Below are 19153 nucleotides of genomic sequence, written 5' to 3'. Positions count from 1 at the left end.
TTTACTTTGTTTCTTCGATTATGGGCAGAAAGCAAAAGGTATATCTTTCACTGGGAAGCAATTTGGGAAATCGCCTTGCGAACCTCCAAAAAGCCATATTCCGTATACAACAAAGCGCAGGGAATATTTTGGATATCTCCTCCGTTTATAAAAATCCGGCCATCGGTTTTGAGGGTGATGATTTTCTAAACATTGTTTTATCGCTATTGACACCACTAGAACCAAAAACGTTGCTAGACCTCCTTTTGCAAATTGAACAGGATTTTGGCAGAGTTCGCTCTGGTAACGGCTATAGCTCCAGAACTTTGGACATTGATATTATATATTATGGAACAGAGGTGATAAATAACGACTACTTAGTGATTCCGCATCCACAAATGCAACATCGGAATTTTGTTCTAAAGCCGTTGAGCGATATCGCACCTCAATTTTACCATCCGGTACTGCAAAAGGATACTCGAAACCTTTTACAGGAATGCAGGGACAAAAGTAGCTTTGTAAAAACCAAGCTCAAACTTTTTAAGGATAGGTCGGGGCTTTTTTCCCAGTTGCAGCTCATTGCCATTGAAGGGAATATTGGAGCAGGCAAGACAACCCTGTCCAAAATGATTTCCAACGATTTTAACGCCAAATTGGTATTGGAACGTTTTGCGGACAACCCATTCCTGCCAAAGTTTTATGAAGATCAATCACGCTATGCATTTCCTTTGGAAATGTCCTTTTTGGCGGATAGGTACCAACAATTTATGGACGACACTTCCCAGTTCGACCTATTTAAAAATTTTATGGTTAGTGATTATGATATTTTCAAATCACTCATTTTTGCCAAAGTAACCTTGCAAGCTGAAGAATACAATCTATACCGAAAGGTTTTTAGTTTTATGTACAAAGAGGTACGAAAGCCAGAAATATATCTTTACTTATATCAAAATACCGAACGGTTGTTGGCTAACATTAAAAAAAGAGGACGAGATTATGAACAAAAAATTGACCCTGAATATTTAGAAAAAATAAATAGGGGTTATCTGGACTTTATAAAAAGTCACCCCAATCAAAACAGCATTATTTTAGATATAGGCGAACTCGATTTTGTAAATAATGCCCACGATTATGAATTCATTTTAAATAAGCTGGAAGACAATATACTTTCGTTAAATATTTAAGATATTTTTTAGAAAATGCTTGCATATAACGAATGGTTTTATTTTATTAGCAGCCTCAATTCGAGAAACTAACTAACTCAGACTTATATATGGCCCTGTTTTTCAGGGCCTTTTTATTTCAGTGCATTTTGTTTGGACCAAATATCCCACACCACTACCCCGGTGCTCACGGAAATATTCAGTGAATGTTTGGTTCCGAATTGCGGAATTTCCAAAATTAAATCACTTGCACTGACAACATCTTGTGAAACTCCCTTTACCTCATTCCCGAAAACCAAAGCAACGGTTTCTTTAGGATTAATCACATAGTCATTAAGCATCACCGCTTTTTCAGCCTGTTCCACCGCCAATATTTTTACGCCATCTTCTTGCAGCTCAGTCAAAAGTTCCAAGGTATCCTTTCGGTATTCCCATGCCACACTTTCCGTAGCTCCCAAGGCCGTTTTGCGAATATCCTTATGGGGAGGCGTAGCTGTAATGCCACACAAGTAAATTTTCTGAACCAAAAAAGCATCGGCTGTCCTAAAAACGGAACCTATATTGTTCAAACTGCGAACATTATCCAAAATAATGATGATAGGCGATTTATCCGCCTGCTTAAAACTGGCAACATCTAATCGTTCCAGCTCGCTATTTTCCAGTTTTCGACTCATTTTTTTTAAACATTGCGGTGAAAATATCAACAAAAATTTTTGATGGCCGATGAAAACAATATATTCGTTTCCATCCCAATTTTGGGCAAAAGTAACAGAATTAAATCGCTTTGGCTGCCAAGAAAAAAACAAAGAAAGTTACCCCGTTGATGCAACAGTACAATACCATTAAGGTAAAACACCCTGATGCCCTGTTACTGTTTCGCGTTGGGGACTTTTACGAAACCTTTGGGGAAGATGCTGTAAAGGCTGCCAAAATTTTGGGCATTATACTAACCCACCGTAACAATGGCGGAGACAAAACTGAATTGGCTGGGTTTCCGCACCATTCCTTGAATACTTATTTACCAAAATTGGTAAAAGCAGGACAACGGGTAGCCATTTGCGACCAGTTGGAAGATCCAAAACAAACCAAAAGCATCGTAAAACGTGGCGTTACAGAACTGGTGACACCCGGGGTGGCTCTTAACGATGATATCTTGACAGCCAAGAACAACAATTTTCTGTGTGCGGTCCATTTTGGAAGAAACAAAATTGGTGTTTCCTTTTTGGATATTTCTACCGGTGAATACCTAACATCCGAAGGATCCGTGGAGCAGGTGGACAAATTGCTCCAGAATTTTTCACCCAACGAGGTGTTGGTCTCAAAAAACCACAAAAAAGACTTTTTAGAATGTTTTGGAAAACAACACCATAGTTTCTTTTTGGAAGATTGGATTTTTCAAGAGGATTACGCCAAAGAGAGCTTAAATCATCATTTTGGCACAAAAAACCTTAAAGGTTTTGGTGTCGAGCATCTTAACCATGGAGTCATTGCATCTGGCGCGGTACTTCACTACCTGTCCGAAACCCAACATAACAGGCTGCAACACATCAACACAATACAGCGCATTGCTGAAGAGGAGTATGTATGGATGGATAGATTTACCATACGCAATCTGGAGCTTTATCATTCGCCGAATCAAAATGCGGTGACCTTGTTGGACATTATCGATAAGACAATTTCTCCTATGGGTGGTCGACTACTGAAAAGATGGCTAGCGCTCCCCTTAAAAAATGCTGAAAAAATAAAAGAACGTCATCACGTAGTTTCTTTTTTAAAAAATGAAGAGGAACAGCTCTTCAAAATCCAAGGATATATTGGGCAAATGGGTGATTTGGAGCGGTTAATCTCCAAATTGGCCACGGGAAAAATCAACCCGAAAGAAATTATCCAACTTAAAAATTCACTTGAAGCTGTAGTACCAATCAAACAATTGACTGAAAATTGCAGTAATACTTCCTTGATCAATATTGGGGCACAACTGAATGATTGCGAAGTACTGCGATTAAAAATCAAAGAGGTACTTAATGAAGAAGCTCCCGTAAACATTGCCAAAGGCAACACTATTGCCGAAGGTTATTCCAAAGAACTTGACGAATTGCGAGGCCTTGCTTTTTCGGGGAAGGATTATTTGGACAAGATGTTGGAAAGAGAAAGCAAGGAGACGGGTATTACCTCTTTAAAAATTGCTTCCAACAATGTTTATGGTTACTATATCGAGGTTCGAAACACCCATAAGGACAAAGTTCCTGAAACCTGGATCAGAAAACAGACCTTAGTGAATGCGGAACGCTACATTACCGAGGAGTTGAAGGAGTATGAATCCAAAATCCTAGGTGCCGAGGAACGTATTTACCAACTGGAACAACAGCTTTTTGAGCAATTGCTCGTTTGGATGCAAGAATACATTGCCCCTGTGCAACGCAACGCTCAGCTTATCGCCCAATTGGATTGCCTTTGTGGTTTTGCGCAATTGGCCAAGGAAAACAACTATATTGAGCCTATCGTTAATGAATCCACCGATATTGATATTAAAGAAGGACGACATCCTGTCATCGAAAAACAATTGCCCATTGGCGATGCTTACGTGACCAACGATGTACTTCTAAATCGTGAGGAACAACAGATCATTATGATCACGGGGCCCAACATGAGTGGTAAATCTGCTTTGTTGCGACAAACAGCACTTATTGTTTTACTGGCTCAAATGGGTAGTTTTGTCCCAGCCACCGAAGCCAATTTAGGTGTCGTGGACAAAATTTTTACTAGAGTTGGCGCCAGTGATAACATTTCGATGGGAGAATCTACTTTTATGGTAGAAATGAACGAGACCGCTTCCATCCTAAACAATCTTTCGGAACGTAGTTTGGTGCTATTGGACGAGATTGGGCGTGGCACAAGTACCTATGATGGTATTTCCATTGCTTGGGCTATTTCCGAATATTTGCACGAACACCCAGCCAAGGCCAAAACATTGTTCGCTACCCACTACCATGAGCTAAACGAAATGACAAGCACATTTTCCCGAATCAAAAATTATAATGTTTCGGTAAAAGAATTGGAGGACAATGTACTTTTCTTACGCAAATTAGTGCCCGGTGGCAGTGAGCACAGTTTTGGAATCCATGTGGCAAAAATGGCGGGAATGCCACAACAAGTGATTCAAAAGGCGAACAAAATCCTTAAAAAACTCGAAAAATCGCATTCCAGTGAAGAAATGACTGGTAAACTCCAAGCTTCGCAAAACGAAATGCAACTTAGCTTTTTTAATTTGGACGACCCACTGCTGGAAGAAATCAAAGAAGAAATATTGCACTTGGACATTGATACTCTGACCCCTGTGGAGGCTTTGATGAAATTAAATGAGATCAAACGACTGTTAAGTAAAAAGAAAAAGGCTTCTTCCTAAAAAAAATCCTTTTATTTTAATAGAAATATTATAAATTTGCATCCGCGCTTGGGAAAAGTGCAGAGTTCTTTAAAATGCGAAAATAGCTCAGCTGGTAGAGCATCACCTTGCCAAGGTGGAGGTCGCGGGTTCGAATCCCGTTTTTCGCTCGAACAAGAAACGCTGCTTGCAGCGTTTTTTTGTTTCAAGTCCAGGCTCGAGTGGTGGAATTGGTAGACACGCCGGACTTAAAATCCTGTGGGCATTAGCCCGTGCGGGTTCAAGTCCCGCCTCGAGTACTTTTAACCCTGTTAACCAATTGGTTTTCAGGGTTTTTTGTTTTACAATCTATCCCTATTTGGAAGCCATTTGACAATTATCCACGTAAATGTCTATAATTCAAGGCAATGATTTTTCAAATCTCCTTGTTGTCACTACAATTGAAATAAAGACTAAAAACCACAAAAAGCTAAAAACATTCCTAAACAATTGTAAGACCCTACTTAATTAGGGGATTTCAATCCGTTTTTATTTATTAAATTACAAGACATAAACCCCACAACCACAAATAGATAAACAAGCTAAAAACACCTTTGTCCATGGACAATCCCATCAAATGAAACCAGATTCCATTAACATCACACAAATAATCAAAGAAACCACCTCAAAACATAGGAATAATGGTTTTGCTATTTGTTGGATTAAAAATGAAGTAGATGGTATTGAAATAGACAATATTTTATATGAGAATGTTTCGAATTCAATTTTTTTCTTGGATGCAAAACATCAATGGAAAATTTTAAAAAAAAACGGTTCTACTTCTTCAGGCTATATATTGTACTTGACCAATGAGGTTTTAAACAATCCCATTTTAAGCAATCTGCACATAAATAAAGTAAGGCTTTTTAATTCGGGTGAAATTCCTGTATTTAAACTGAGTCCGGGAATTGAAAAAAGAACACAGGCAATTCTGGAAATGATCGATGAGCTTTTAGGATCTCACCTTAACCATAAAAACGAGGCAATACTATCACTTTTAAACACATTTTTTGTCTACTGTGATGGACAATGCAACATTAAATCCATTGTTTCAAATAACAACTCTAAAACCAACGTAGTCTATAAATTCAAAAAGCTCGTGGACAAGCACGTTTATAAGCATCACGAAGTAAGCGATTATGCGAACCTTCTCAATATTTCTCCAAAGTATCTGAATGAATGCGTAAAAGAAGTCCTGTCGGTAAGCTCAAAGGCAATCATAATTGAACAATTGCTTATGATATCCAGACACGACTTAAAGTTTACGGACAAGACCATAAAAGAAATTAGTTTTGAACTAGGCTTTTCCTCCCCTGATTATTTCAGCTACTTTTTTAAAACCCATACTGGGATAACCCCTTCAGTTCTTAGAAAAAGCTAACTGCTCCTAAAATCTAAGTATATACCGTGTTTTTCACATTGATGCAATACTATTATCCCAATAAATTGCAGAAAAAATATAATCATGGACAGAAAACAATTTATTAAAACTTCAGGACTGGGATTAGGTTTTACCATGTTTCCTTTAATGACACAATGCCAAACATCGGATAATGATGTGTCCGCAACAATGGAAAACACCTCAAAAATTATAACCGATACCGACGGAAGTGTATTCAACGTACTTGGAGATATACAAACCCATAAACTTATTGGTACCGATACTGGCAAACAAATTATGGAATGGGTCTCCAATGTAGCGCCAGGAGTTGGCATCCCCCCTCATGTTCATACACTTGAGGATGAGATATTCAGGATTATTGAAGGTCAGGTTGAAATTATGGTCAACGAGGAGGTCACAGTATTAAATGCAGGAGATATTGCCTTTGCTCCAAAGAACATACCACATTCTTGGACCGTGGTCGGTAATGAAACAGCTAAAATGATCTGCTCTGCTTTCCCATCGGGTATAGAATCCATGTTTTCTGAACTATCAGATTTACCGGCAGGTCCTCCGGATTTTGAAAAAGTATCTGAAATTTGTGCGAAATATGGTATTAGTTTTGTTTAACAAAAGGATCACCAACATCTATAAATTGGGCCAATAATCCATATAAAAAATAGTACTTTTCCTCGAATACAATAAATCCTATGAACTTACTGTTTATTGGATTTTTGTTTTTAATACCGTTAACAATTATTTTATTCAAGCCAATTGTTTTTCGGGACTTCCCTTACTTTTCGGTTGCACAATTACTTCAAAATTCTAAAAAAGCAATCTTTGAAAGAAGGTCATACATATTCCGAACGGTTTAGGTTAAAGGATTTTCCCTATCTCTTTTTAGACACCTATAAGGCCTGGAACAAAGCCCGTCCATGGCGATTAAGTGCTGTAGTAGCTTATTATGCCGTATTATCGCTGCCAGCTTTGTTGGTCATCATAATCAACATTGTAGGTTCCATTTGGGGGGTGGATATAGTACAAGGTAGGTTAACGGACGAGTTCACAACTGTTCTTGGGGCCAATGCAGCGAACACCATTGAAAATATTGTACAGGACACACAGAACGAGGACAAAAATTTGATTTCCACTATAATCGGTATCGCCACCCTACTTTTTGGAGCCACGGGAGTATTTTATCAATTAAAAATATCCTTAAATGAGATATGGCGGATAGATGGAGCCTCAGGGTTCAATTTTTGGAAATTGGTATCGGAAAGAGCTAAAAGCTTTGCTTTTATTTTAGTGATAGGTTTTCTACTACTGATTAGCTTTATGGTTACCGCTGCCATAGCCGCATTAAATGATTACCTTAAAAGCTTGATAACCGAAGTTGCCGTGTATTTGGCATATGGCGTGGATATTCTCTCTTCAATTGCTATAATTACCGTAATGTTCGCGTTAATGTTCAAGTTTTTGCCCGATGCCAAAATTAAATGGAGAGCTGTTTGGATAGGGGCGTTTGTAACAGCTGTTCTTTTTGTAATAGGTAAGTTTTTATTGGGACTCTATTTTGGTGAAGCCAACCCAGGTTCTACCTATGGCGCCGCTGGAACAATTATTTTAGTACTCTTGTGGGTTTCCTATTCTTGCCTGATTTTATTCTTTGGAGCACAGTTCACCTATATCTACGCAAAAGCTTACAATATTCTTTTTGTACCCTATGATTGATTAATATAACAATTAAAGGTAATCCTTCATTATGCAACAATATCGTATTAAATATACCCATAGCCATGGACAAGTAATCTTCAATATATATGGGCAGAAGTGTAAGTATCTCAAAATACGTCATTACATATACCATTGAAATTCTTTTATTTTTTAATCCATCAATCCAAATAGCTCATTTGTCAACTCAAATGGCACAACCATCAATTACCTAGCCTATCCAACTAGTACATCAATTACCTTTAATTCAACTAACTACCAAATCTTTATTCCTATGAAATCCAAATTTCTTTTTAGTTTTCTTTTTTTAACGCTTTGCTTTAGCTTCAACTCTTGTTTAGTGGAAGATGGGGTTGATGGCATTAATGGCATGGACGGTGTAAATGGAAAAGATGGTGTTAACGGGGTCAACGGCCAAGATGGCCAAGATGGAGCCGAAGGGCCACAAGGAACGCAAGGAGACCCTGGCAATGACGGGCAAGATGGGGCTGGATTGGACGAAATGGCTCAATATGGATCAGTCTCTTTGCATCTAAGCGGTACAAGACCTGATGATGTTCCCTTTACAGACAATACAGAATTTAGATTCTTAGGTCTAGATGGTGAAGATTATGTAGATTATAATATAATTATTCCCACTGAAATGGGTGAAGACACCCAATACTTTTTTAATTTTCGTAGGTTCTTAACGGCACCTGATGCCACCTATAATCCTGCTTACTTCGATTGGGAGGTTACCATTACCAATCCAGGTGAGGAGACAGAAGAAGTAGATTTAGTTGAAACCACCCTTAACAATTATGGTGTTATTGGAGAGGACAATAAATATTTTATGCTAGATGATGGCTATGATTCTGATGGTGAAGGTGTATCCAATATGCAACTCACCAACCTCGTATTCGAGCCTGAAAACGGCAACCATCTTTCATTTACCTATCACTTTACAGTTGATGGTGCCAACAACGATTCGGGAAATGAATTGAACGTATCCGGTGAGGTAGATATTTATCTTTTTGAGTTGATTGAGTAAATCATTCAACAATCGATTATATAAATTTTACAAAAAGAGGCTGACTAAGAAGTATTAAAACACGTCATGCTGAACTTGTTTCAGAATCACATCATATTTAAAAAAAAATCATTATCAGAACCTGAAACAAGTTCAGGTTTACGAAAACCGACTTACTAGACATCCTCTTTAGATTTCCATATCCAGTACTTCGTAATCAAATTACCATTCTAGTCCCATTCGGCAATAATACCCCGTTTACTGTGGTCCATACATTTGGCGAGCCATTACTTATCGTTTGAAGCAACAAGTTGAGCCATAACATCAACTAGAAAACCGTCGCATACATTTAAAACCCATAGCTAATTACAATGGTCTCAGCATGGTTGAATTTAGAGCTGTTTTATAATAAAATGCGTGAACAGTACTAAAAACACATAGTTAGATATAAGTTTTGATTTGCCTATAAAAGCCGACTTTATGGTTAAAATAGCATGAATGCTCCCATATTTTTGTTTTGTTCATGTTTCAGAAAAACTCATCAAAATAACCGATATTTGAGAAACAAACTATCTTAAACCTTATACGTACCATGGGAAGATTTTTTACATTTATATTACTTTCTCTTATCACTTTCAATACGGTTTTAGCTCAAAAAGGAAATGTCTCCAGTTTAAAGATCAAGGACATTATGCAAGGTGATGCCTTTGTTGGCCATAGACCGTCCAGCCCTTATTGGTCCACAGATGGACAAACACTTTATTTTGATTGGAACCCCAAGGGTGCTGCGCTAAGTGATTCTTTACATGCCTATTCCGTTGGAAATAAAAAAATTCATAAAGTGGATTTTTTAACCGCAAATTCGCTCCCATCTTCTAGATTAACATACAACCCAGACAAAACGCAAGCTGTATTTTCCAAAAATGGAGATATTTTCCTTTTGGATATTGCAACCCATAAATCAACCGCAATAACCAAAACCCAAGAAAGGGAAAGCAACCCACATTTTACAGATAGTGGAAAAAGTGTAGCTTTTGTTAAGGGTGGCGAACTCTTTACGTGGAATATTGAATCAGGATTGCTGGAACAAAAAACACAGTTTGTAACATCCAAGGATAAAGAACCGCAACGTAACTCTAAAGATGAATGGCTGTACCAGGATCAATTGGATATTTTTGATGTACTCCGGGAACGTAAGGCAAAGAAGGATGCCGGAGAGAAAATCAGTGAAAAACTGAAAATTTTGGAGCCTTTGGAAATCGAAACCAAAGGAAAACAGGTCATTGGCCAGCAAATAGACCCATCTGGATCATATATCACCTATACCTTAATGGATCAGCCAAATTCCAAAAGAACCATAGTACCTCATTTTGTAACAGAATCGGGCTATACCGAAGACCAAAATACACGTTCCAAAGTTGGGGATGAACCTACACAATACGAAATGTTTGTGTACGATGTAAAAAACCGTAAAAATTATCCCGTAGTCTTGGACAATCTTGAAGGTTTGGATTACTTACCCGAGTATACCAAGGATTACCCAGACAAACAATACGAAAATGAAGACCGCATAGGCTTTATCAATAACCCACATTGGAACACGGACGGTACCAAGGCCATTTTGGATATACAGGCCAACGATTACAAGGACCGATGGATTGTTTTGCTTGACCCCAAGACCGGAAATGTGGAACAATTGGACCGTCAACATGATGAAGCTTGGGTGGGAGGCCCAGGCATAGGTCGTTACCGTGGTGGCAACATGGGATGGATGCCCGATGACAAGAAAATTTGGTTCATGTCGGAAAAAACAGGGTATTCCCACCTGTACACAATGGATATCAACAACAAAAACGACAAGGCCTTAACGTCTGGGGAGTTTGAAATTTACGATGCTTTTATATCAAAAGATAAAAGCAGATGGTATTTCACTTCGAATAAAACGCACCCGGGAGACCGCCAATTTTATTCCATGTCGCTCAAAGGGGGCAAATGGGAAAAATTGACCGATATGGTGGGCAGAAACGACGTCGTTCTTTCCCCAAATGAGGATAAAATGGCCATTCTCTATTCCTATTCCAATAAACCCACGGAGTTGTACATTCAAAATAACCCTATAAAAGGTAAGAGATCAACCCAAGCGGAACAAATTACGGATTCCAATATGGAAACATTCAATGCCTATGATTGGAAAGATCCGGAGATCATCACCTTCAAAGCATCGGATGGTGCAGAAGTTCACGCAAGACTTTATCAACCGGAAACATCGGTACAAAATAAAGCAGCTGTGATTTTTGTCCATGGTGCAGGGTACCTGCAGAACGCGCACAAATGGTGGAGCTCCTATTTCAGAGAGTATATGTTCCACAATCTTTTGGTAGATAATGGTTATACGGTACTCGATATTGATTACCGCGGAAGTGCCGGTTACGGCAGGGATTGGCGTACGGGCATATACCGACATATGGGCGGGAAAGATTTGTCCGATCAAGTGGATGGTGCCAAAATGCTCATGGACGAATATGGGATTGACACAGATAAAGTTGGAATCTATGGAGGTTCTTACGGTGGATTTATCACACTTATGGGGATGTTTAACGCCCCGGATACGTTCAGTGCAGGTGGTGCCATAAGATCGGTTGGGGATTGGGCAGCCTACAACCATGGCTATACCGCTCGAATATTGAATACTCCTGCCACGGATAGTTTGGCCTACAAACGAAGTTCACCTATTTATTTTGCAGATGGATTACAAGGCGACCTTTTGATTTTGCACGGCATGGTGGACGACAATGTACATTTTCAGGATATGGTCCGATTGTCCCAACGTTTAATAGAACTTGGTAAGGAAAACTGGGAAATGGCGGTCTATCCTGTTGAAAGACATGGATTTGTTGAACCCAGCAGCTGGACCGATGAGTATACCCGCATCTTTAAACTGTTCCAGAAATCACTTCTAGGAAAAGAATAAACGATTCCAAGCATTAAAAAACTTGAAAATTTTCAACAAAAAAATATATCTTCCAGCCCAAAAAATTAACAAACAAACTGCATGAAGGCATTGTTAAAGGCCCTTGGTCCCGGTCTATTGTTCGCAAGTATGGCCATTGGCACATCCCATTTGGTGCTTTCAACCAAGGCTGGTGCCCAATATGGATGGATAATGGTTATTCCCATACTTTTGGCCAATTTGTTCAAATATCCCTTTTTTGAGTTCGGTATTCGGTACACAACAGTTACGGAAAAAAGTCTTATTGAAGGATATCTAAATTTGGGCAAGACCTATTTATGGATCTATGCTTTTGTGACCCTAATTTCTACTTTTACTATTTTGGCTGCGCTTTATGTGGTAACAGCAGGTCTCTTCATGAATCTGTTCGATGTAACTACGGTAAGTGCAGAAACCATATCACTGGGCTTATTTGTATTTATCAGTTTACTTTTGATTATTGGAAAATACAAGTTCCTAGAAAACACCTTAAAGGCCGTTATCACCATACTTTTTGTTGCACTATTGGTTACTACAGTGCTGGTACTACAAAAAGGGCCCGTACCCAATAGCATGTCTTATGAGAGACCAGAAATATTTAACGAAGTAGGCATTTTATTCTTGATCGGCCTTGTTGGATGGATGCCCACAGCGGTAGAGGCATCTGGCTGGGTAAGTCTTTGGGGTATGGAAAACCTTAAAACCATGAAGAAAAAGCCTTCACTAAAAATAGTGCTCCAAGAATTTAACGTAGGGTATGCAATGACCGCGGTACTTGCCCTGTTTTTTATGATTATTGGGTGGATGACCTTATATGGTACTGGAACCGAATTAAGCGGAAATGCTGTGGTTTTTGCCGATCAATTGGTAAACCTGTTCACCACTCATATTGGGACTTGGGCTTACTTTTTTATTGCAGTGGCCGCCTTTGCCACAATGTTAAGTACATGCATGACGGCACATGACGCCATCTCCAGGGTTAGTTTGGACGTATTGCAAAAACTATATCCAACAAAAACCATTTACAATAGGAAACATGCCTTTTCATTGATGGTCATTGCGATGGCATTTATCAATTGGATGGTAATCAGTTTTTTTGGCGCAAACATGGGAGACTTGGTCGGATTGGCCACTTTTGTATCTTTTATATTTGCTCCGATATTGGGATGGATGAACCTAAAAACAGTAATTGGAAAAGATGTTCCTTTGGAACATAGACCCAAAATGGCAATGAGGACCCTTACTTATATTGGTATCTTGTTTCTTTCGCTATTTGCCCTGTATTATTGTTGGATGCTTCTGGCTTAGGTTAATCAAAAAATACATTATCATTGAGCACTACCACAAGGGAACGCTGGTTTTGCTTATGCAATGTTTCCAAGCAGAATACACCATTGGTGCAATTGTTCAATATTTTATCTTCCCCATAACCTATGGTGTACAAAATACTGATGGCAGGCACTCCATTTTCCACCAAGTACTTTTTAATGGCATCCGAACGGCCTTGAGTAAGTTTAAAGTTGGTATTGCTACCCCCTCTGCTATCCGTATAGGTTTCTATCCGAAGTTGGGCCTCTGGAAAAGCTTTCATAAAATCCACAACTTTGTTCAATTCAGTTTTGATTCCCTCTGTTAATTGGGTAGAGCTCGTATCAAAATAGAAATCATCCATTTTTACTACTTTTTGCCCTTCTCGTTCCTCTACCATATCATCGTACAAGGAAATCCCAATAGTATAGGATTGGTTGTTCAATGCTTCCAAATCCTCTTCAGAAAATTGCTCTATAAACCTCGAATATCGTTGTTTGGTTGCTTCAATCACCACCTCCACCTCGTAAGGAATTTCCAATCGGTATTGGCCATTTTCATCTGAAGTGGTTCTTGCTACCTCCTCGCCATCCATGTTCCATAGACTTACAACAGCATCAGGTACCACATTGGATGTATGGGAATTTACCACCTCACCTTTAAATGTCAACGTTTTTAGTCCGGGCTTTTCATTCACCTTAAAACCGTAGATATCGTCTTTACCCTTTCCACCGGGTCGGTTAGAAGCAAAATACCCCAACAAACCTTCCCCTTCGTTTCTAATAACCAAACCAAAATCATCAAATTCGGAATTGATTTGGTCTCCAAGGTTGATCGGGATTCCAAAATCCTCTTCTTCCATATTGGATTTATAGATGTCCATTCCTCCTAGACCATAGAATACATCAGAAGCAAAGTAAAAACTGTTCTCGAAAATAAACGGGGCAATCTCATTCCCCGATGAGTTGATTCGCGGTCCTAAATTAATAGGCGCGGACATTATCTGCCCATTATTGGTATACACAAAATATATATCGGTTCCCCCGTAGCCATCTTCAAAATCAGCCGAAAAATAAAGCTTGCCGTTAGTATCATCATAAAATGGGTAATAGAACGAAGTGCTCAAATCTTTTAACAGCAATTGATTGGTTCCTCCTATGACCTGCTTGGCAATGGACAAGGCATTTTTTCCATTCGAATCAAAAGCAAGTTCTCCATTTTGCGTATTGGAAACTACGTAGAAAACACTGTTCAAGGCCGCTGAGAATGAAGGCGTGGCCTTGTGGTAATCCGTGTCTTCCACAGCTTCAAAAACCTGCAACGACCCTATTTGCCCAGAAGATTGGATTTCCGATTTATATATATTGAAATAGCTTTCGTTGCCCGGTTCGTACCGTAATTTTTTGTTTATCTGACGGCCACTGGAAAACAGGAGATTATCGTTATAAAAACTTGGCGCAAAATCTGTTTGCGGGCTATTGTCCTCCAAATTAAAAATCTCATAATCCAACCGATGTTCTTGTGAACCATCTTGCAACAGTTGATTGTTGAAATCCATATTCTCTTTCAACTCTTTTGGAAAAGTTGCTAAAATACGGGACAAAACCGCTTCTTTTCCCTCTACAATTGGAGTTTTGGAAAGGCTCTGCAATAATTTATTATAATGATGGGCACCCAACAGGGTATCTTGGGCATACATTTCCAAATAGGCCTCTGAAGCTTTTTCAAAATTATCAGTTTCGAAATAGGCATCCGCCAAGTTCAAAAATTGCTGTTTGGACAATGTACCTTCAGAAAGTTGTGTCTCGTAAGCTCTGACCGCTTTTTGGTACTCGTATTGAAAAAATAGAACATCCCCTTCGGATTGCTTGTTTTGGGCGAAGCAGAAAACCACGCCCAGAAGGGTTGCCCATAGTGTTATCTGTATTTTTTTTAGCTGGTTCATGTTAGAAAAATCTTGGGGAATCTATCTGCTTACCTTTACTTTTACTTTTTGATTGTTTGTTCTTGGTCTTTTTACTACCGGAACCAAAACCACCTCGCCCTATATAAAATTTTAAAATGGCCTCATGGGAACCACCGCTGTACTCGCCAAGACCATTGGTGTTATAATCGTAAGAATACCCTATGAACATGGCATTGGAAATCTGAAAACCTGCCAGGCCGCTCACCGCATTATCAAGTCGGTAAGACGCTCCGATGGTAAGTGCATCTATAAACTGGAAATTGGCCGATAGGTTAACGGTAACTGGTGATCCCTTAAGATAGTTGACCAAAAATGCTGGTTTCAATTTGGTTTGGTCGCTCAGTTGGAACACATACCCACCAATCACGTTAAGCTGCATATAATCGTCCACAATGGTGGCCACTTCGTCGTTATAAAGCTCGTCGGTTAAAAAGTTGGGAACGGAAGCGCCCAAATACCAATCCTCTTCGTGGTACATAAACAAGCCTGCGCCCACCGTGGGGTAAAAATTGCTATAAGTATCACCAAAAATGGATGCATCAGTTGGATCATCAAATGTCCCTTTGGAATAATCCATATTGAGCGAAGAACCTCCCGCGTTGAGCCCAAAGGAGAGTTTAGTCTCGTCAGACACCTGTATTTCATAGGAATAGGCCACATCAAAATAGGTTTGTGTGGAAGGCCCCAACACATCGTTCACAATGTTGACCCCCAGTCCCATTTTCTCATTACTGAATGGAATATTGGCTCCTGCCCGTATGGTGGTCGGTGCTCCGGGAACATCTACCCATTGTGCACGGTACAGCCCAATGATCTCCGGACTTTCCACCGTGCCCACATAGGCCGGGTTAAAGCTCCCAATATTGTACATGTACTGGGTGTACTGTGGCTCTTTTTGGGCATGGACATAGCCTACTGCCATAAGAACCAAGAGCAATACTTTTCTGTACGTTGAAACGATTATTTTATCTGGCATTTTCGTTTTTACCTTACAATTTGAATCCATCCTTTAACCACATCTTCATCACTGCCATCCGTTGTATCTAAATCTAGAATATAGAAATATGTTCCATTGGGCAAATCCCCATTTTTCCCTGTTCCGTCCCAAGAACTATCATATCCATCCATTTGGAAGACACTGTTGCCGTAACGGTCAAAAATTTCTAAACTATTTTTAGTGTATTCATCTTCAGGATCTATAAATTTTAAGGTTTGGTTATACTCATCACCATTGGGCGAAAAGATGTTACACAATGTTCCTGGATCTACACATTCAGTAGGGATTACCTTCACCTCTGCCATTGCCATATTGTTCTCCGTAGTATCATCTTCGGGAACGGATGAAAGCAACGTAGCGGTATTTGCTAATGTACCCAATTCAATTACCCTAACACTAATTTCCAAAGAAACACTTTCTTCCCCTACCAACTCATCAATCGTCCATTCACCAGTGGTTTCATCATAATTTCCTTTGGATGGTGAACTGGATAGATATTCAAACTCAGCTTCCAAAACATCACTCACCACAATATCCTGCACCCTGTTCATAGTCGTGTTTTCCACAGTTATAGTAAAAGTGACTTCGGTATCTAAAAGCACTTCCTTTTTATCATCATCCACCTCTTTTATAATCGCCAAGTCAATCGCTTCATTGGTAATACAATCTTGCACGGTAATGGTCAACTGTACTGATGAAGTTTCCGTACAGTCACCTACAGGGTCCGTAGTGTATTCAAATACATATGCTCCACTTGCAAGTCCTGTAAAATCGATACTATTACCTGTTCCTATAGTCAAATCTCCATTGGATGGGTCTGTAATTAAAGTCCATGTTCCTGCATCTTGTCCCATTAAACCATCGTCCAGATCAAATGTGGTCGTTCCTTCGTCACTGGAAACATTACAAACCGTTAGGTCTTCAATTGGAATACCTGCGGAAAGTTCATTGTAAATTGTAGCGATTACTTCCACCCGTTCAGATTCACATCCGTTTGCTGAAGCAGTCACATAAAACGAGGTGGTCTCGGACAATGTATTTGTAGTAAAAGTATCGCTAGTTCCTACAATATTACCGCCTGTTGGGGCATCGTACCAAGTATAGCTGATCGTACTTTCATCTTCCACAGATGCACTTGCGGTAAGGTCCAATATACTTGGCCCACAGGAAACACCTCCATCTGTACTATCGATAGTGGCCGTAAAATTTCGTATTAAGGTCAATGCCAGTAAGGGACTGCCACAATCGTTGGCAGCATCGTAATAAAAACCGTAATAGGTTCCTGGCTCAACCACGTTGGGGTTGTTTAAATGTGCCTCACTTTCCGAGGGGATATTACTTGTACTCCATGTAAGTACCGTTCCAGCAGGTGCTGTGCCGGTTACATAACTGCTTAGGTTGGCATCGACCACATCGCAAAAGGCTATGGTAGTATCCACACCATTGAACTGTGGTGCTGTATTGCCTGCATCACAGGGGCCGGAACAATCGTTAACGGTTACGGTAATATCCACGCTTTGGTTGGAGCATGTTCCGGTGGCACCCGTAGTGGTATACCTAAAGGTATAGTCGCCTTCGGGCTGTCCATCAAAATTGATGATGTTATCAACATTTATGGATACTGAAGCTCCTGCAGGTGCAGTCAACAATACCCAATCTCCTGGGTCGGCATCGGACAAGCTCGAATCAAGATCAACCAAAGCAACACCTTCTGTGGCATCGCTACAAGCTCCCAAGTTTGAAGCCGTTCCTGTTGACGGTGTAAAGCTTTGGGTCAAGGTCACAGGAGTAGCATTACTAAAACAATCGTTGGTGGCATCGTAAAAGAACCCATAATAAGTGCCGGGTGTATTAACCACACTACTCCCTAAATAATCTCCGCTCACCGAAATATCGGAGTTTGTACTCCATCGTAGTTCCGTACCAACTGGTTCCGCGTCGGAAACATACAAATCCAGTTCTTGGTTAAATGCATCACAAAAAGCAGTGCCCGTAGCATTTATAGTTGGTGCTGTTGTGCCTGCCCTACAAGAATCATCATTATTTATTGTAATCGTAGCAGTATCTAAAATATCCACAGTAAAAGCCGTACCTGCTAAATTGTCCATTCTAATTGTTAGACTTTCGTCGGCCTCTATTTTGGCATCAGCCGTGGGAATTACCTCAAAAGTCTGTACTTCTCCAGCATTACCGTCAAACTCTAAGGTTTGTCCAGCAATAAGAGTGTAATCCGAATCCGCAGTGGTCGCTGTACCATCCACCGTACTAACATTTACGGAGAAACCACCAACAACTGCATTGTTTAAGGTTGCTGAAACAGTAATGGGCCCACTATCTTCATTACCACTGGCATCTGCAATGGTAACTGAAGCACTATCGTCGTCCATATTTGTCACCGAAACTGTCTGGCCTGGGACCAAGAGATAAGAAATAGCACTGTTAAACTCATCTACACTTACATTAATATTAAAATTTTGAGCACCATCCAACAAAGCGTCATCAACACCAGTAATTGTCACTTCTTGTGGTGTATCCCAGTTTCCTGTTGTAAATGTAAGGGTTGAAGGCGATACTGTACCCTCTACAAGATTTTCAGATTCAATATCCAAAACAACGTTTCCTAAAAACGGCCCCCTATTTAGGACAACAGTGAAGGTGTCCGTGTCCCCTGTCTCAGAGGTCACCGTGGTACCATCAGATTCCACAATGGTGAAACCGGCAACATCATCATCTGTATTATTCACAGATACCGCATTGGACAATCCATCAAAATTATCATCACTTGCAGCATCGTTCACACTTACCGTAATATTATACGTCTGTGTGCCATCAATTATAATATCATTAACACCTGTAACCGTGACCTCTTGCGGAGTGTTCCAGTTTGCGTTCGTGAAGGTCAAGGAAGTCAAATCAACCGTTCCTTCGCTCGTATCACTGGAGGTAATATCAAATACAACATCCGTGACAGGCTGGGAGTCCAAAACAACCGTAAATGTGTCCGTGCCCCCTGTCTCAGAGGTTACAGTAGATCCATCAGATTCCACAATGGTGAAGCCAACAACATCGTCGTCCGTGAAACTGCTCGTCCCCTCGCCATCAGTTGCACTGAGCGTCCCGTTGTCAGTGGAGTTCAGGGTAACGGTGACCACCTCGTCGGCCTCGATCACCGTGTCACCGTTGGTCGTGACATCTATCGTCGCACT

Annotated in this window: 12 protein-coding genes and 2 tRNA genes; 10 read left to right on the top strand and 4 right to left on the bottom strand. The window is 40.0% G+C overall.

The window, feature by feature from the left end:
• Positions 1 to 20: 20 nt before the first annotated feature.
• The gene (folK, locus tag MWU56_RS13755; RefSeq protein WP_247045283.1) at positions 21 to 1163 is read left to right on the top strand and encodes a 2-amino-4-hydroxy-6-hydroxymethyldihydropteridine diphosphokinase; all 1143 of its coding nucleotides are present in this window, start codon (positions 21 to 23) and stop codon (positions 1161 to 1163) included.
• A 113-nt stretch (positions 1164 to 1276) separates the two neighbouring features.
• Here folK and MWU56_RS13750 read toward each other — a convergent pair whose 3' ends face one another.
• Entirely contained in the window at positions 1277 to 1816 is a 540-nt protein-coding gene (locus MWU56_RS13750) for an RNA methyltransferase (protein WP_247045281.1), read from the bottom strand.
• A 149-nt stretch (positions 1817 to 1965) separates the two neighbouring features.
• Between MWU56_RS13750 and mutS the strand changes: the two genes are divergently transcribed.
• The 9 genes from mutS (at position 1966) to MWU56_RS13705 (ending at position 12984) form a co-directional block, all read left to right on the top strand.
• Positions 1966 to 4548, top strand: coding sequence for a DNA mismatch repair protein MutS (gene mutS, locus MWU56_RS13745; RefSeq protein ID WP_247045748.1), 2583 nt, complete (start codon positions 1966 to 1968; stop codon positions 4546 to 4548).
• Positions 4549 to 4624: 76 nt separating this feature from the next.
• Positions 4625 to 4697: transfer RNA gene (locus tag MWU56_RS13740), tRNA-Gly, on the top strand.
• A 45-nt stretch (positions 4698 to 4742) separates the two neighbouring features.
• A tRNA-Leu gene (locus tag MWU56_RS13735) sits at positions 4743 to 4826 on the top strand.
• 317 nt (positions 4827 to 5143) lie between these two features.
• Positions 5144 to 5947 (top strand): helix-turn-helix domain-containing protein, encoded by an 804-nt coding sequence (locus MWU56_RS13730; protein ID WP_247045279.1) that lies wholly within the window; start codon positions 5144 to 5146, stop codon positions 5945 to 5947.
• Between the two features lie 84 nt (positions 5948 to 6031).
• Entirely contained in the window at positions 6032 to 6577 is a 546-nt protein-coding gene (locus MWU56_RS13725) for a cupin domain-containing protein (RefSeq protein ID WP_247045277.1), read from the top strand.
• Between the two features lie 210 nt (positions 6578 to 6787).
• A complete protein-coding gene (locus MWU56_RS13720; RefSeq protein WP_247045275.1) occupies positions 6788 to 7678 on the top strand; it encodes a YihY/virulence factor BrkB family protein in 891 nt (296 codons plus the stop codon).
• 274 nt (positions 7679 to 7952) lie between these two features.
• Entirely contained in the window at positions 7953 to 8708 is a 756-nt protein-coding gene (locus MWU56_RS13715; RefSeq protein WP_247045273.1) for a collagen-like protein, read from the top strand.
• A 571-nt stretch (positions 8709 to 9279) separates the two neighbouring features.
• A complete protein-coding gene (locus MWU56_RS13710) occupies positions 9280 to 11658 on the top strand; it encodes a S9 family peptidase (RefSeq protein ID WP_247045271.1) in 2379 nt (792 codons plus the stop codon).
• A gap of 81 nt (positions 11659 to 11739) precedes the next feature.
• Positions 11740 to 12984, top strand: a complete 1245-nt coding sequence (locus MWU56_RS13705) for an NRAMP family divalent metal transporter (RefSeq protein ID WP_247045269.1) — start codon at positions 11740 to 11742, stop codon at positions 12982 to 12984.
• A gap of 1 nt (position 12985) precedes the next feature.
• Here MWU56_RS13705 and MWU56_RS13700 read toward each other — a convergent pair whose 3' ends face one another.
• The 3 genes from MWU56_RS13700 to MWU56_RS13690 form a co-directional block, all read right to left on the bottom strand.
• Positions 12986 to 14929: an OmpA family protein gene (locus MWU56_RS13700; protein ID WP_247045266.1), complete on the bottom strand. Its 1944-nt coding sequence runs from the start codon at positions 14927 to 14929 to the stop codon at positions 12986 to 12988.
• A 1-nt stretch (position 14930) separates the two neighbouring features.
• Positions 14931 to 15926, bottom strand: a complete 996-nt coding sequence (locus MWU56_RS13695; protein WP_247045264.1) for a type IX secretion system membrane protein PorP/SprF — start codon at positions 15924 to 15926, stop codon at positions 14931 to 14933.
• A gap of 8 nt (positions 15927 to 15934) precedes the next feature.
• Positions 15935 to 19153: gliding motility-associated C-terminal domain-containing protein (locus MWU56_RS13690; protein ID WP_247045262.1), on the bottom strand; the 3219-nt coding region annotated here is incomplete at its 5' end.

Origin of the sequence: Allomuricauda sp. F6463D (assembly GCF_023015965.1) — a bacterium.
Classification (GTDB): Bacteria; Bacteroidota; Bacteroidia; order Flavobacteriales; family Flavobacteriaceae; genus Flagellimonas.
The sequence above is the reverse complement of the archived record's forward strand: the minus strand, read 5'-3'. Positions and strand labels throughout refer to the sequence as shown.